Annotated in this window: 14 protein-coding genes; 6 read left to right on the forward strand and 8 right to left on the reverse strand. The window is 66.4% G+C overall.

Going from position 1 to position 15,453, the window contains the following annotated elements; genetic code table 11:
- Window positions 1-42: 42 nt before the first annotated feature.
- Complete coding sequence (gene rlmN / locus RSPPHO_RS09895; RefSeq protein ID WP_051013807.1) at window positions 43-1,221, reverse strand: dual-specificity RNA methyltransferase RlmN; 1,179 nt, start codon at window positions 1,219-1,221, stop codon at window positions 43-45.
- Between the two features lie 231 nt (window positions 1,222-1,452).
- On the opposite strand from rlmN, the gene RSPPHO_RS09900 reads away from it, so the two are divergent.
- The gene (locus tag RSPPHO_RS09900; protein WP_041795004.1) at window positions 1,453-2,289 is read left to right on the forward strand and encodes an OmpA family protein; all 837 of its coding nucleotides are present in this window, start codon (window positions 1,453-1,455) and stop codon (window positions 2,287-2,289) included.
- 81 nt (window positions 2,290-2,370) lie between these two features.
- On the opposite strand, the gene RSPPHO_RS17850 is transcribed toward RSPPHO_RS09900, so the two are convergent.
- From RSPPHO_RS17850 to RSPPHO_RS09915, 3 genes are all read right to left on the reverse strand, one after another.
- Window positions 2,371-3,420 carry a hypothetical protein gene (locus RSPPHO_RS17850; protein WP_014415108.1) on the reverse strand — a complete coding sequence of 350 codons (1,050 nt, stop codon included), beginning with the start codon at window positions 3,418-3,420 and terminating at the stop codon, window positions 2,371-2,373.
- 164 nt (window positions 3,421-3,584) lie between these two features.
- Complete coding sequence (locus RSPPHO_RS09910; RefSeq protein ID WP_051013808.1) at window positions 3,585-4,505, reverse strand: HpcH/HpaI aldolase/citrate lyase family protein; 921 nt, start codon at window positions 4,503-4,505, stop codon at window positions 3,585-3,587.
- The gene (locus RSPPHO_RS09915) at window positions 4,502-5,572 is read right to left on the reverse strand and encodes a cysteine protease StiP domain-containing protein (RefSeq protein WP_014415110.1); all 1,071 of its coding nucleotides are present in this window, start codon (window positions 5,570-5,572) and stop codon (window positions 4,502-4,504) included. Before RSPPHO_RS09915 ends, RSPPHO_RS09910 begins: the two co-directional genes overlap by 4 nt.
- A gap of 499 nt (window positions 5,573-6,071) precedes the next feature.
- On the opposite strand from RSPPHO_RS09915, the gene aspS reads away from it, so the two are divergent.
- The 5 genes from aspS to RSPPHO_RS09940 all read left to right on the forward strand — a co-directional run bounded on the left by aspS (window position 6,072) and on the right by RSPPHO_RS09940 (window position 10,661).
- Window positions 6,072-7,874, forward strand: coding sequence for an aspartate--tRNA ligase (aspS, locus tag RSPPHO_RS09920; RefSeq protein WP_041795007.1), 1,803 nt, complete (start codon window positions 6,072-6,074; stop codon window positions 7,872-7,874).
- A gap of 3 nt (window positions 7,875-7,877) precedes the next feature.
- Window positions 7,878-8,534 carry an HAD-IA family hydrolase gene (locus RSPPHO_RS09925; RefSeq protein ID WP_014415113.1) on the forward strand — a complete coding sequence of 219 codons (657 nt, stop codon included), beginning with the start codon at window positions 7,878-7,880 and terminating at the stop codon, window positions 8,532-8,534.
- A gap of 363 nt (window positions 8,535-8,897) precedes the next feature.
- A complete protein-coding gene (locus RSPPHO_RS09930) occupies window positions 8,898-9,263 on the forward strand; it encodes a hypothetical protein (RefSeq protein WP_051013809.1) in 366 nt (121 codons plus the stop codon).
- Window positions 9,260-10,171 carry a DUF1924 domain-containing protein gene (locus RSPPHO_RS09935; protein ID WP_014415114.1) on the forward strand — a complete coding sequence of 304 codons (912 nt, stop codon included), beginning with the start codon at window positions 9,260-9,262 and terminating at the stop codon, window positions 10,169-10,171. The genes RSPPHO_RS09930 and RSPPHO_RS09935 overlap by 4 nt, the downstream gene beginning before the upstream one ends.
- Before the next feature lie 16 nt (window positions 10,172-10,187).
- Complete coding sequence (locus tag RSPPHO_RS09940) at window positions 10,188-10,661, forward strand: diheme cytochrome c (RefSeq protein WP_014415115.1); 474 nt, start codon at window positions 10,188-10,190, stop codon at window positions 10,659-10,661.
- Window positions 10,662-10,702: 41 nt separating this feature from the next.
- Here the strand turns inward: RSPPHO_RS09940 and RSPPHO_RS09945 are convergent, their stop codons facing one another.
- From RSPPHO_RS09945 to RSPPHO_RS09960, 4 genes are read right to left on the reverse strand one after another with little or no spacing between them, the layout of a single operon-like run.
- A complete protein-coding gene (locus RSPPHO_RS09945; RefSeq protein WP_041795009.1) occupies window positions 10,703-12,007 on the reverse strand; it encodes an NAD(P)/FAD-dependent oxidoreductase in 1,305 nt (434 codons plus the stop codon).
- 8 nt (window positions 12,008-12,015) lie between these two features.
- The gene (locus RSPPHO_RS09950) at window positions 12,016-13,389 is read right to left on the reverse strand and encodes a glutamine synthetase family protein (RefSeq protein ID WP_051013810.1); all 1,374 of its coding nucleotides are present in this window, start codon (window positions 13,387-13,389) and stop codon (window positions 12,016-12,018) included.
- A gap of 42 nt (window positions 13,390-13,431) precedes the next feature.
- A complete protein-coding gene (locus RSPPHO_RS09955) occupies window positions 13,432-14,256 on the reverse strand; it encodes an ABC transporter permease (RefSeq protein ID WP_014415118.1) in 825 nt (274 codons plus the stop codon).
- A complete protein-coding gene (locus tag RSPPHO_RS09960; RefSeq protein ID WP_014415119.1) occupies window positions 14,253-15,212 on the reverse strand; it encodes an ABC transporter ATP-binding protein in 960 nt (319 codons plus the stop codon). Before RSPPHO_RS09960 ends, RSPPHO_RS09955 begins: the two co-directional genes overlap by 4 nt.
- Between the last annotated feature and the right edge of the window lie 241 nt (window positions 15,213-15,453).

Below are 15,453 nucleotides of genomic sequence, written 5' to 3' on the forward strand. Positions count from 1 at the left end.
AGGGAGGGGTCTGGGGAGGCAAGCCTCCCCAGCCTTCTTTTCCTACGTGGCAGCCGCGTCGTCATCAGCCAGCCCGTGGTCATCCGCCAGCCCAGCCGCGAGCCGAGCCTTGTGGCGGCTTAGACGCTCGCGCTGCGAGTCACTGCGCAACTGGCCGCACGCCGCCAGAATGTCGCGCCCGCGCGGCAGGCGGATGGGGGCCGAGTAGCCGGCATCGTTCAACAGCGCGGCAAAGCGCTCCAATCGCGCCACCGAGGGCGTTTGGTAAGGGGCGCCGGGCCAGGGGTTGAAGGCGATGAGGTTGAACTTGCACGGCACGCCCTCGACCAAGTCGATCAAGGTCCGGGCATCCTCGTCCGAATCGTTGAAGTCCTTGAGCATCAGATATTCAAACGTGATGCGCCGGGCATTACTGGCCCCCGGATAGGCGCGGCAGGCCGCCATCAGCTCGGCCAGGGGGTATTTGCGGTTGATGGGCATGATCTCGTTGCGCTGGGCATCGGTCGGCGCATGGAGACTGACCGCCAGTTTGATCCCCAACTCATCGCCGCAGCGCGCGATCAACGGCACCACCCCGGCGGTGGACAAGGTGATGCGCCGGCGCGACAGGGCAATGCCCTCGCCATCCATGATAATGCGCAAGGCCGTGGCCACAGCGTCGTAATTGTACAGCGGTTCCCCCATGCCCATGACGACCACGTTGGAGAGCATGCGTGACTCGTCAATGGGGGAGGGCCATTCGTCGAAGGTGTCGCGCGCCACCATCACCTGGCCCACCACCTCGGCGGCGGTGAGGTTGCGCACCAAAAGCTGGGTCCCGGTGTGGCAAAAGCGGCAAGTGAGGGTGCAGCCCACCTGCGAGGAGATGCACAGCGCGCCCCGATCGTCCTCGGGAATGTAAACCATCTCCGCTTCCTGGCCATCGGTGAAGCGGAGCAGCCACTTGATGGTGCCGTCCTGGGAGCGTTGGGTGCGCACGATGGTAGGGCGCGTCAGCGTGCATTCGGCCTGCAAGCGCTCGCGCAGAACCCCGCCCAGGCTGGTCATGCGGGCGAAATCGGTCTCGCCACGGTGATAGATCCAGTGCCAAAGCTGCTTGACGCGAAAGGGCTTCTCGCCCCAGCGCGCCAACAGGGCGCCTAAATCTTCCCGCGACAGACCGATAAGGTTCACCCGCGTGTCGTTTTGCTGTATAAGGCCTTGCGGCTCGAGAAGTGTCATGACATCGATATAGGACCGTTTAGCCCGGGGGGGAAGTCCTTTCCCTGGGGGAGGAGGAGGCACGCTCCCTCAACCCGACGCACGGGGGGATCTCGGTCTCTTGCATCACCGTTCCTGACGAAGGAAAACGGCGGCCAGGAGAATGTCGTTGGGAAAAACGTGGTGGCGTTGGCGTCCCACGCTTTTTTTTGGGGTGCGTGTCTGACACCCGGAAAGGAAGGAAGAGAGAGCATGCTGAGGAAGGTTGCGGTCAGCGTCGTTGCCGTCGGTCTCCTGACCGCCTGCGCAGAGACCTGGGATTACGCGGGTGTGGCGAAGCTGGCCCCGGCGGGTGGTCCGTTCGATGCTGAGTTGCAGAAAGGCTATGTGGCTCTCGCCGAGTACGAACAAGGCGGCGGCGATTGGTCCTCCGTGGCCTACTATACCGGCAAGGCGCGCGCCGCCGCTCTCGGCCGAACCCCCGAGCCCACCCGACTGGCCGAACGCGACCTGAAAGCTTATCACGCCGAGTTGGAAAAAGCCCGGGCCGAGCTGATCGCCGTCTTGGCCGAGGGCGCCAAGCAGGCCCCCGCCCTGGCGGCCAAGGCGCAGGTGAGCTTTGATTGCTGGGCAGAGGAGGCCGAGGAAGGTCGCCAGCCCGAACGCATCAACGAGTGCAAGCAGAATTTCCAGATCGCCCTTGGGGCCCTGCCCAAGACCTCGGCTCCGCTGGCCGCAGCTCCGGCTGGGGAGGCGCCCGGTCTGACCCTGGTTCATTTTGACAAGGGCGGCGTGGTCTTGTCGGAAGAGTCCGAGCGGCTCTTGGATAGCGTGGCCCAGGCCTTCCGCAAGGAACGGCCGGCCCGCCTGCTGATCGTGGGGCACACCGACACCACCGGCTCGGCCGAGGCCAACATTTTGTTGTCCCAGCGCCGCGCCGAAGCCGTCGCCCGCAGCCTCGTGCGGCGGGGCATCGCCGCCGAGGTCATGACCCTGGAGGCCTATGGCGAGGAGCGCTTGGCGGTCAACACGCCGCGCGGTGTGGCCGAGGCCCAAAACCGCCGGGTTGAAATCTCCTTCGAAAAGTAAAACCGCCCCGATGGGGCTGGCGAAAAGTAAAACCGCCCCGAGGGGGCTGGGGAGGCCGCACCTCCCCAGCCTTTCTCTTGGTCAGCGACACGTCCCGGTGGCCACTTCGGACACCCACGACAAGATGACCCGGGAAATGGCCTGGGGCGCGTTGGCCACGCTGCGCGCTTCGCGGCCCTCAAACCCCTTGATCGGCGCCTCGCTGAAGCTGGCGTAATACAGCACGGCGGCGGTGCCATCGGTCGGCGGCATGAACTCCAGACGGGGCGGGCCGGCCGGGGTCGCAGGGTCGGCAAAGGACACGCCAAACCCGCCCGCCAATCCATACAAACTCGGTTCGCGCCGGGCCTTGCGCCCCTCGTAACAGACTTCCTGCGCGGCAAGAGCGCTCATCACTGCATCCAGGCTGGTGGCCTCTGGCGCAGCGGTCATCTCGGCCACGCTGGCCTTGAGGCCGGGGTCGCGCGGTTCGTGGGGAGGGGCGGCGGCCGGCGGCTCTTCCGGTGGGGCGGTGAGCTTGCGGCCCAGCACCATTTTGGATTGGGCTTCGTAGTCCACCGCCGTCTTGTTCTTAAGCGCCTCGACGTGGGTCAGGGGGGGCGGTTCGTCGCGTGTGGGGAGGGACTTGGCGGAAAAATCCAGGTGGTCCTTGAGCAAAAACCACCCGCCGACGCCCACCAAAATCAGCACCAAGACCGTGGCGCAGCCCTTGGCCTCCCGGTTGTCATCGGCCTCACGGAACTTGACCGGTCCCTTGTTGGCCTTGGCGGCCGGTTTGGCGTTTTTGGCCGGCTTGGCCTCGGGGGGCGGGGCGGCGGGGGGATCGTCGAGCGGGAGGGGATCGATGGGGCGCCGCAGGAACGAGCCCCGTGGTCTCTTGGCGGCCGGGGGCGGGGTTTGCGACCTGACCTGCGGCCCCGAGATCACCAGATCTTCCGGGGTGTCGGCCCAGGGCGAGCCGGGGTCGAAATCGCGATCGGGGAAGGGCTCGGTTTGCCCTTCGTTTTCCTTGTCGGTGTCCAGCGAGGGGTCTTGGGGGAGAGAGGTGTCGTCCTGGGGCTCGCGTTCCAGGGGCAGGCCCGACCCGGTGTCCTGGCCCGTGCGTGTGGGCCGTGCCGCTCCCGCCGTCATGACGCCGCTCCTTCTGTGCGCTGATCAAGAAGCTCTTTGTATGCGAGGCGTCGCGTAAAACACAAGTAGGCCTAGGGATAGGGTCCTTGAAGGAAAGGGAAGGCTGGGGAGGTCCCAGGAATGGAGGGATCTGGGGAGGCCTCGCCTCCCCAGCCTTCTCTTCATTATCCCAAGACCGGGTCTGATCCCTCTACCATCGGCATGTCCACCAGACCATAGAGGGCTTCCTGCGCGAGAATCTGCCGGGCCCAGGCGGTATGGGTGGCAGGTTCGCACATCACGCGTTCGATCTGGAAGACCGCCAGAGCATTTTCGTCGAGAACCCGACGTGCCATCGCTACCTCGGAGCGCGTCACCCGGTACTCCCGCTCAATGAGGGCGACCTGGGCGGGGTGGATCGCCGTTTTGCCGATCAGGCCATGCTCCAGGTCGCGGCGGACCTCGGCGCGCAAGGTGTCCACGTCGCCGAAGTCCTCGAACACCGGGGCGGTCAGGGCAAAGCCATGGGGCCGAAAGGTGGTGACAAGCGACGCCACCACCGGGCCCAGCGCCGTGTCATACAGGGTTCGCCCCGGGCGGCGGCGCAGGGCCAGCAGGTTCAACAAGTCGTTGCCGCCGATGCGTAATGCCAGAATGCGCGGGCGCAAGTCCGGCTGGGACAACAGGCGGCGCAGGGCAATCATCGCCTGGGGATCAAACACCTCGGCCGTTTCCAAGGTGGGCATCAAGACGTGGGCGCTGCCCGGACGCAGCAAGGCAACAGCGGCCTGCACCAATGAAGGCGTGGCCTTGGGCAGCACGAAGCCGCGCACCCGCTCGATCCCGGGCAGGGCCAGCAGGCGGGCCAACACCTCGAGGGTGCGGGGGCGAATGAACAGCAAGGGGCCCTCGGGACCAAGCCGACGCAAGGTGGCGGCCAGTGTGTCGAGGGCCGCTTCCACATGCTCCTCGCGCACGCTGTCCTCGGTGCACAAAATCACCGAGCGCACGCCGGGCAGGCGCTGGCCGCTGGCAACGGCCAGCAGGTCCGGGCGAGTGGCGGGGGCATACAGGCTGGCTCCAAGCGCCAGGGGGGAAAGGCTCATGGGGCGCCGCCTCCCAGGGGTTTGACAAAAACGCAAGCGCGATAAGGCATCGCTTTCTCGACCTCCACCGCCACCCCCTGTGCCTCAGCCAAGGCAATCAGGTGGCGGGTATCGGGGAGCGCCGGGTCCTGGACGAGCAAACGCTCGGGCACACGGCGCAACAGCGCCCGGGTTGCCTCGCCGATCCCGGGCTTGATCAACAGACGATCGCGCTCGGGCCAGCGGGCCAGGAATGCCGCCGCGACCAGGGCCAGCCGTTGGCGCTCCGTCTCGGGCCAGACGGCGCTGGGGGTGTGGGGCAGGGCAGCCCGGACGTCTTGCGTCAAGGTATCCACCACCCAGCGCGATAGATCATCCGCCGCCAGCGCGTCCAGGCGCAGGCAGCCGTGGAAGTCATCGGGCCCCAGGCTGGGGTCGAGCACCGTGCGACTGACCAGCCCCGAGACGATGCCATTAAGCACCGCCCAGGGGATGACATAGTCATCGGCCCCGGCCGCCAGATCGGCCACGCCGGCCAAGTCCGAGACCACGGCCAGGGGGGCGCCAACCAAGGAAGGCAGATCCCGGGCCAGCGCACGCGTCAGTTCGCCCGCCATGGTGCCCTTGCCCGTCCAGCCATCGACAAACACCACATCCGGGGCGCGGTGGTGGGCCAGGATATGGCGCAGAGCCACCGCGTCCAGGCCTCGGTCGCGCAGGATCGAGACCGAGTAGTGGACCACCGGCCGGTCCAGGGCGGCCAGGGCGCGGCGCAGCAAGATGCCAAGGGGGGTGCCGGCGCGGGCCAGACTGACCAGCACGACCTCGTTCCCAGGCCGCTCGGCCAGGGCCCGGGCCAGACGCGCGACATCGCGGCCCACCCGCTCCCGGGTCAGAGCCAAGGCGGCGTGAAAGGCCTCCCGGTGGGCGGGGGTCGGCGGGGCTTCGGGCGAGAGCATCTCCGAATAATGGCCGCCGCCTTGGATCAAGGCTTCTTTGGTGGCCACGTCCACGAGACGGGGCTGGAGCGGTGTGAGCAAGAAGGTGACATCGGCCGGGTCGTAACTCCCGCTGAACCCTCGGCTCATGGTGTCCCCCGCGCCAGGGCGGCCCGCAGAAACGCCAGGACCTGCGAGTCCTTAGGCATCATGGCCATGTCGCACAGGGCGAGGAAGCCGACATCGGTTAGTGCATCGCCCACCCCGATGGTCAGATGGGGCTCGGGCAGGCTGTGCTAGCCTTCAGCGTGGGCTGGGGGGCNCCGGGGGTGTGGATCGGTTTAGCCAGCGGCCTTGGCGTCGTGGCCGTGCTTATGACCTTGCGCTGGTCGCGTTACAACCGCTTGGCGGCCGTGGCCTGAGAAAAATAAGGCTGGGGAGGCGAGCCTCCCCAGACCCCTCGTTCCCGCTGGCCCGTCGCGGTAAGGGATTGGAGGGGTCTGGGGAGGCTCGCCTCCCCAGCCTTCCTCTTTTCTTTCTCCCGCCCCCCGCCCCGATGCCTCCGTTCCCGACCCCCGGTTCCCTTGACAAACGCCATGCAAGGGTGTCCCCTCCCGCACCAAATCAGGACTTCAGGAAGGCCCCAGCCATGCATCGTTATCGTTCCCACACCTGTGCCCAGGCTGCCCCCGCGTTGGTGGGCGAGACCGTGCGGCTGTCCGGCTGGGTCCACCGCAAGCGGGACCACGGCAGCCTGCTGTTCATCGACCTGCGCGACCACTACGGCATCACCCAGGTGGTGTGCGACAGCGCCGACTTGGTGTTTCCCACCCTCGAAGCGGTGCGGGTCGAAAGCGTGGTGAGCATCACCGGTGTGGTGGTAGCGCGCACGCCGGAAACCGTGAACCCGACGCTGGCCACCGGCGCCGTCGAGGTGCGGGCCCGCGAGGCCGAGGTGCTCTCGACCGCCGAGGTTCTGCCGATTCTGGTGGCCGGCGACCAGGAGTTCCCGGAAGACCTGCGCCTGACCTATCGCTTCCTCGACCTGCGCCGCGAGAAGGTGCACGCCAACATGGTGTTGCGCTCCAAGGTGATTTCCTCGTTGCGCCGGCGCATGACTGACCAGGGCTTCCTGGAATACCAAACTCCGATTCTCACGGCGTCGAGCCCCGAGGGCGCACGCGACTTCCTGGTGCCGTCGCGCCTGCATCCGGGCAAGTTCTATGCGCTGCCGCAGGCGCCGCAGCAGTTCAAGCAGCTGTTGATGGTCAGCGGCTTCGACAAATACTTCCAGGTCGCGCCGTGTTTCCGCGACGAGGACAGCCGCGCCGACCGCTCGCCGGGTGAGTTTTATCAGCTCGATTTCGAGATGAGCTTTGTCACCCAGGAAGATGTTTTCGCCGCCATTGAGCCTGTCTTGGCCGGGGTGTTCGAGGAATTTGGCCAGGACCGGGCGGTGACGCCGCCGCCGTTCCCGCGCATTCCCTACGACCAAGCCATGCTGGAGTTTGGCTCGGACAAGCCCGACCTGCGCAATCCCTTGCGCATCGCCGACGTGACCGAGGCCTTCCGGGCTGGCGGCTTTGGCCTGTTTGCGCGGCAGATCGAGGCCGGCGCCGTGGTGCGGGCCATTCCGGCGCCGGGCGCAGCCGGCCGGCCGCGCGGCTGGTACGATAAGCTGAACGAGTGGGCTCGCGAGACCGGGGCCGGTGGCCTGGGCTACGTGGTCTACGAGGAAGCCGGTCCCAAGGGGCCGATCGCCAAGAACCTGGAGGCCGACCGGGTCGAAGCCATCCGTGCCGCCTTGGGCCTCAAGGCCGGCGATGCCGTGTTCTTTGCCTGCGACAAGGTCACCAAGGCCGCCAAGTTTGCCGGTCAGGTGCGCGAGCGCCTGTGCGACGACCTGGGCCTGCGCGAGACCGGGGTGTTCCGCTTCTGCTGGACCATCGACTTCCCGATGTACGAGCTGAACGAAGACACCGGGCAGATCGAGTTCAGCCACAACCCGTTCTCCATGCCCCAGGGCGAAATGGAAGCCCTGGAGACCATGAACCCGCTCGACATCAAGGCCTACCAGTACGACATCGTGTGCAATGGCATCGAGCTGTCCTCGGGCGCCATTCGGAACCACCGGCCCGATATCATGTACAAGGCTTTTGAAATCGCCGGGTATTCGCAAGAAGAAGTCGAGGCGCGCTTTGGTGGCATGCTGCGAGCCTTCAAGTTTGGCGCCCCGCCGCATGGTGGCTCGGCCCCGGGCATCGACCGCATTGTCATGCTGCTGGCCGACGAACCCAACATCCGCGAGGTCATCTTGTTCCCGATGAACGGGCAGGCCCAGGACCTCTTGATGCAAGCCCCCAACACGGTGAGCGAGAAGCAGCTCAAGGAACTGCACATCCGTCTGGCCCCGCCGCCGGTCAAGGCCGTCGCGGTCGAGCGGCAGGGCTGAGGGATGGCCGTTCGTCTGGTCATTTTTGACGTCGATGGGACGCTGGCCAACAGCCAGCACAACATCATCAACGCCATGACCGACGCCTTTGCCGCCGAGGGGCTTCCCGCCCCATCGGCGGCGGCGGTGCGCGGCGTCATTGGCTTGTCCTTGCTGGAAACCATGGAGCGCCTGCTGCCCGACGCGGACGCGGCGCGCCATGCCCGGCTGGCCGAGGCGTATCGCGAGGCCTTTTTCACGCGACGCGCCCGGCCGGATTTCGAGGAGCCCTTGTTCCCGGGCGCCCTCGACCTTCTCGACAGCCTCGACCGGCAGGGCGTCTTGCTGGCCCTCGCCACCGGCAAGTCACGCCGGGGCGCGCTGGCCTTTCTCGAACGCCACGGCTTGGGCCCCCGCTTCCTGAGCGTGCGCACCGCCGACGACGGCCCGGGCAAGCCCGATCCCTGGATGATCCAAGACACCCTAGCCACCCTGGGCCAAGACGCCGAACACGCCGTCATGATCGGGGATACCACCTACGACATCGAAATGGCGCGCCGCGCCGGCGTGCGCCCCATCGGCGTGTCCTGGGGCAGCCACCCGGTCGAAGCCCTCACCGCCGCCGGAGCCTGGAAAGTGGCCGACTCCTTCACCGACGTCGGGGCCTTCCTCGCCGAGTAGAGGGGGTGTTTTGCTTCGGCAACACGGGGCTGCCGCCCCGGGCCCCGCCTGGAGGCTGACGCCTCCAGACCTCCGCTTTCTTTTTATTGATTGAGCCATCCCCCCCCTTTTTTAGAAAAGCGCGTCTTTTMMAAAAAAGGGGGGGGTGGGGGATGGCTCATGAACAGAAGAAAAAAGGGGGGGGGACCTGAGAGCAGGGAGGCTGGGAGGCGGGCTCCCAGGCCCTCCGTCCTTAGGAAAAGGGGGGGCCGCTTGAGAGGGAGACTAGGGCTCGGGTCCATGAACCGAGAATGAACGGGGGGCTCACGACGGGTTCACGGGGAGGATGGCAGGATCCCTGACATCAAGAGACACCCCGGAGAGATGATGATGCTCACCAAGATCTTCCTGCAAGGCGTTGGAGCCACCGCCGTGATTGGCGCCGCCGCGCTGGCGTGGTCCAGCCTCGTGACCCCGGCCAACGCCCAGACGCCCAGCGCCCCCGCTCCTGTGGCCGCCCCCGCCGCCGCCTCTCAGGACACCGGATACCTCGCACCAAGCAGCGGCGCCCCCGCCCAAGGGGACCGGTTCGGGAAGGGTCGGGATGAGCACGAGCGTCGCGAGGGCCGCGACCACCACCGGGATCGCGATCATGACGATGATGACGACGATCGGGGCCGGTCCTGGTCTGCGGTTCCCTTCCAGCCCTCCTCCCCCTCCTCCCCCCCCCGTCAGGAGAACGTCCGATGAGCCCGTTGATGCAGCGTCTTCTTCCGTCTAACTGGCCCGTTCAGGTTTGGCGCGTCTGGCACGCCGGGCTTCTGGGCTCCGGGGTGGTCGCCTACCTCAGCGCCGATGAGGATACCTACACCTTGCACCAGTTTTCCGGCTACCTGTTCGCCGGCTTGGCAGTTGCCCGCCTCGCCGTAGCCCTCAGCCCGTGGGCCAAGGGTCCCCTCACCTTGCGTCGCCCGGCTCTGCCGCCCTTGGCGAAGCTCAAGGCCCAGCGCTGGACCCGTCCCAGTGTGTACACCCTGCTGCGGCCGTGGATGGCGGTCGCCTTGGTGGCAGCCTTGGGGCTGGCTGGCCTCAGCGGCATCGGTGCCGACTGGCTGAAGGTGATGGAAAAGCCGCATGAGTGGTTGGGTGAAATCATGCCCTGGGTGGTCCTCGCCCATCTGGTCATCGTTGTTGGCCTGCTGGCCCGGCGTTCGGCCAAGGGAGTGGCCAAAGGGGCGGCCAGCGTCGGGGTGATCGGCGCGCTGGCCCTCGGAATTGCCGGCTTTGCCCCAGGCGCTCAGGCAGGCGAGGCCCACCAAAGTCTGCTTGCCGAACTGACCAAGCGGGCTAAGGCCGAAAACCCGAGCTTCAGCGGCTTTGATGCCAAGCGCGGCGAAGCCCTGTTCACGGCGCGCCACACCACTAATCCCGAGTTGCCCTCATGCACGTCCTGCCACACCAGCGATCCACGCACCTCGGGCAAGCATGCTAAGACCGGCCGGGCCATCGACCCCATGGCGGTCTCGGCCAACCCGGAGCGGTTCACCGATCTCAAGCAGTTCGACAAGCGCTTCTCGCGGGACTGCGACACGGTGATGGGGCGCTCTTGCACCGCACAAGAACAGGGCGACTTCGCCACCTTCATGATCAACCGCTGACCGAGGGAGAAGACGAATGCGCATGGTATTTGCAGGAGCCCTGGTGTTGAGTCTGCTGCCCGGGACCCTGTGGGCCGGCGGCGATGACTGGGTCCCCCCGGTCACTGACCCCCTGACCCTGAAGGAATGCGGCGAGTGTCACATGGCTTTCCAGGCTGGGTTCCTGCCGGCCCGGTCCTGGGACAAGATGATGGACACCCTGGACGACCATTTTGGGGATAACGCCTCCCTGCCGCCGGAATCGGTTGCCGCCATTCGCGCCTACTTGACGGCCAACGCTGGTGATACCCGCCCTGCGGGCCTGTCGCGGGAGTTCTTGTCCTGGGTTAAGCCCGGCGGCATGCCGCAGCGGATCAGCGAGAACCCGGAGTTCGTGCGCGAGCACCGACGGATTACGCCAGAGCGCCTGAAACAGACCCAGGCCATGACCTTGATCAATTGCCCGGCCTGTCACAAGCGGGCGGCCGAGGGATGGTATGAGGATGATTAGGAAGGAAGGCTGGGGAGGCTCGCCTCCCCAGACCCCTCCCTTCATGAGATCCCCAAGCGATCCCGCCAGGAATAGTACCAAGCCCCGAGGCGGGTCAAAGGCACCCGGAAGGTTCGCCCCCCCGGAAATGGCAGGGCCGGCAGTCGGGCAAAGGCATCAAAGCGGTCGCGCTGGCCATGGACCCCCTCGGCCAGGAGCCGTCCCAAAAGTTGAGTGGTCGTCACCCCATGGCCGCTGTCGCCGTGACTGAACCAGATCGAGGGCGAAAGGCGGCCGATGTGCGGAATCCGGGTCAGGGTTAGGGCAAAGGTCCCGCTCCAGGCGTACTCAAGGGGGACCTCGGCAAGGCTCGGGAAGGTGCTGGCGAGACGGGGGCGCAAATCGGCGGCAATATCATCGGGGTCGCCGCCTCCGTAGTGGATGCCCCCGCCGTACAAGATCCGGTCATCGGGGGTGCGGCGATAGTAATCAAGGACATAGTTGCAATCCTCGACGCAGGCGTTGGCCGGCATCAGGGCTTCGACGGTGCCGGGAGTCAAGGGCGCGGTGACCACAACCTGACTGCTCACCGGCATGACCACACCCTCCAGGGCCGGCAGAACGTTTTTGAGGTAGGCATTGCCGCAGACGAGCACGATGTCCGCGCGCACGGTGCCGGCACTGGTCCGAACCTCGACCCCACCCGCCGCCAGCGGCGAAATGTCGATGACCGGCGAGGCCTCGTAGAGCCGCCCTCCCCCCGCCTCAAAGGCGCGGGCCACCCCCAGGCAGTAGTTGAGGGGGTGGAAATGGCCGCCGAGGTGGTCGATCATGCCGCCCACATAGCGATCGCTGGCCACGTACTGCCCAACCCCGGCCCGGTCCACCATGTCGAGGCCGCCCAGGCCATGACGCTCCCAGGTTTTCTTGAAAGCCTCCAGCCCCTTCATCTGGCGCGGTGTGAAGGCGGCATGAAAGCCCCCGTCCACCAAGTCGCAGGGAATGCCGTGGCGGGCGATGCGTTCGCGGATGATCGCCGCGCCTTCTTGGGCCATGCCGGCCAAGGCGCGCTCGGCATCGACCCCATAGCGGGCGCGAATGGTGTCGAGATCGCGGGAATAGCCATTGACGAGCTGCCCGCCATTACGCCCCGAGGCACCCCAGCCGACCTGGGCCGCTTCCAGCAGCACCACCTCGTGGCCCTTGCCCACCAAGTCGAGAGCCGCCGACAAGCCGGTGAAGCCGGCGCCGACGATACACACATCCGCCCGCGTCCCGCCGCGCAACGCTGGGCGTTCCGGGGCCAAGGTCGCGGTGGCGGCATACCAGGAGGGCGCATGCGGGGCGGGCGGCGGCAAGGGACGCATCGGAAACCTCACACAGTGCGAAGGTAAGCGTCGTATTCCACATCAGTCACGCGCAGGCGGTACTCGTCGAGTTCCTGGCGCTTGGTGGCGGCGAACACCGAGCGGAAGGACTCCCCCAGATAGTCGGCAATGAACGACGAACTGGCAAAGCGCTCGATCGTCCGTTCCCAGATGACCGGCAGCCGTTGGGAATCAGGCACCGGATCGCTGGGCCGAGCCGGGGGCGGCGGCTCGATCTCGGCCACCAGCCCATGGTGGGCACTGGCCAGCAGGCCGGCGATGGCCAGATAGGGGTTGACGTCGGCCCCGGGCACCCGGTTTTCCAACCGGCTGGCGTTGGGCGAAGAGGTGACCACCCGCACGGCAGCATTGCGGTTATCATAGCCCCAGCTTGCCACGGTCGGCGAGTGCTCCGAGAGCCACAAGCGGCGATAGGAGTTATTGTGGGGGGCAAACAGCACCATGCAGTCCCCCATGTGTTTGAGGACGCCCCCCACGGCGTGGCGCAAGGAGAGATTAGCTTGGTCGGGCGGGCCGGCGAACACCGGCTTGCCCTCGGCATCAAGCAAGCTGAAATGGATGTGCATGCCGCTGCCCTCGTGGTCGCCGTAGGGCTTGGCCATGAAGGTGGCATCCAGGCCGTGGCGGGCGGCCACGCCGCGCACGATGCGCTTGAGCATCACCGCATGGTCGGCGGCGGCCAAGGCATCGGCAACATGTTTCAGGTTGATCTCGAACTGGCCGGGGCCGTTTTCCCGCAAGGTCGAGTCCGCAGGCACAGCCATCGCCCGGCAGGCATCGGCAATGTCCGACAGCAAGGGCCCGTTGTCGTGCAACTCGGCAATGGAGAGCACCTGGGTTTGCCAAGCCTGCCAACGCCCGTGCTCGGACTTCGGCGGACGCACCGGATCCAAAGGCGTGCGGTGGCGGTCTATTAGGTAGAATTCAAGCTCAGTTGCAACCACTGGGGTCAGATTCAAGGCGCGGTAGCGATCCAGCACCCGGTCGAGCAACTGCCGGGAATCGGCAAAAAACGGCAGGCCATCATCATCCGACATGGTGAGCATGACCTGGGCCATGGGGCGTTCGACCCAGGGCATGGGGCACAAGGACCCCTCGACCGGCAGGCACAGACCGTCGGGATCCCCGGTGCCATGGGCCAACCCGGCCCGATCCACATCGCGGCCCCAGACATCCAGTACCAAAATGGAGCGCGGCAGGTTGATGCCCGAGACCAGCACATCCTCGGCGCGGTCGCGCGGGATCCACTTCCCGCGCGGCACGCCGTTTACATCGACGACAAAGGCTTCAAGAATTTCGATGTCGGGGTGACGGTGAAAAAAAGCGGCGACATGAGCGGGAGAAAAACCGATCGGCAGCATGATGGCTCCTTTGTTGTTTTCTCCAACGGACACAAGGCCCGCCTACACACCGCGGTCGCGCCGGCCCACCCGCCGAGCCGCCCCTGCCAGCACCAAAGTCACGGTTACCAGAACCACCGCAGCCGAACGCCAGTAAAGCGGATCAGTCAGCACCTGCAAAGGCTCATGATAGAATGGCGCCCGCAAGATGATCATGCCGTGGGTAAACGGATTGACCCACATCAGGCCTTCCAACACCGCCGGCACGCCCTCCATGGGGAACAAGGCGCCCGAGAGGAACCACAAGGGCATCATGACCAGCATCATGACGGCGTGATAGCCCGACGTCGAACTCATGCCCCAGGCCACCAAAAACCCCAAGCCGGTGCACCCCAGCGACAGCACCATCAGGGTCAGGAGAATCATGAGATACGAGACCGGACCGGCCGGAAAGCCAACCAACGGGGCGGCCAGCAGCAACAAACACGTCTGCATCAAGGCGATGGCCCCGGCCCCGCCGACCTTGCCCAACACGATGGACAAGCGCGAGACCGGCGCCGCCAACACGCCTTGCAAGAACCCCTGATCGCGGTCCTCAATGACGGTGATGGTCGAAAACACCCCGGCGAAAAGCACCATCATCATGAGCATGCCGGGATAAAAATACTCGGTGTAACTGACACCTTGCTGCCCGGCGGCCTGGAACGACGGCGACAAGCCGGTGCCCAGCGCCAGCCAGAACACCAGGGGCTGGCCGACCGTACCCGCCAAGCGCGACGGCTGGCGCAAGAAGCGGGCCACCTCACGCCACGCCAGGGCCAGGGACGCCCCCCATAAGCCGGTCAAGGGACGGGCCGGCTCGGCGGCTTCAGCAAGAACGACGCTCATGCGCAGGCCTCCGTGGGGAGATCATCCCCGGGCTGACGGGTGATGTGGATAAAAACGTCTTCCAAGGTCGGCTGACGCACGGCCACGGCGCTGATCTCGTCGCGGAAGTGCGAGAGAATGCGGTCGATCAAGGGCACCGGCCCGCCGGGCGGCAAGGTCTCGATGCGCAGCTCGTCGCCGTAGCGCACACACGCCACCCCCAGGGCCGCCTCCAGCCGGGGCGCCAAGGCGGCGGCGGCGGGCGCGTTGACCACCAGCATGTCGCGGCCCAACTGCCGGCGCAAAGCAGCCGGGCTGTCGTGCGCCAAAAGGTGACCGTTGCGCAAGATGGCGACGCGGTCGGCGTCCTCGGCCTCGGAGAAGACGTGGCTGGTCATCAGCACGGTCATGCCGCGCTCGCGCTGGATGCGCAGCAGCACATCCAAAAACGCGCGCCGGGCAGCGGGATCGAGGCCCGTGGTCGGCTCGTCGAGCAACAACACGGCGGGATGGCTCATCAGGCATTTGGCCAGTTCCACCTGCCGGGCCAAGCCGCCCGAGAGGGTGCCAACCTTGTCGTCCAGACGCTTTTCCAGCCCGGTCCAGGTCAGGGCCTCGGCGGCGCGCTCGCCCAGCGTGGCGCCCGAAAGGCCATAAAGGCGGCCATGCATGGCCAAGTTTTCGGCCACGCTGAGATGTTTATCCACGGCCGGCGACTGGAACACCACCCCCATGAGGGCGCGAGCCGGGCCGGGCTCGGCAAACAAGTCGCGGCCCCCCACCAGCACCCGTCCGGCGCTGGGCAGGGCGAGACCGCACAAAATGCGAAACAAGGTGGATTTGCCGCTGCCGTTGGGCCCGGCCAGAATGGTCAAGGTGCCCGCTGGCACGTGCAAGGACAAGGCGCTCAGCGCCAGACGGGGTGGCGCGCCTTTGCGGCCGGGATAGGCGTGGGTTAGCCCCTCCAGACGTATCATTGAAGGCCTCCCTCACGCGCAAGAGGACCTGGGCAGGCAAGGCGAGACAGGGTAGGAGCAGGAGAGCGAGCCATGATGATCCGTTTCGACCTGATCGTTGGCCCGCAGCCTACTCTGGAAGCGGCGCGGAAAAAAGGGCTGGTCTTCTAAACGCCAGCTTGCCAGACTCTGGCGCCCCGAGGCCCCGGGTGTCGTGTTGCGACGCCCACGCGCCCGGCCCCCCGTCTTCCGTCCCTGCCCC

This window comes from Pararhodospirillum photometricum DSM 122, from assembly GCF_000284415.1.
Lineage (GTDB): Bacteria > Pseudomonadota > Alphaproteobacteria > Rhodospirillales > Rhodospirillaceae > Pararhodospirillum > Pararhodospirillum photometricum.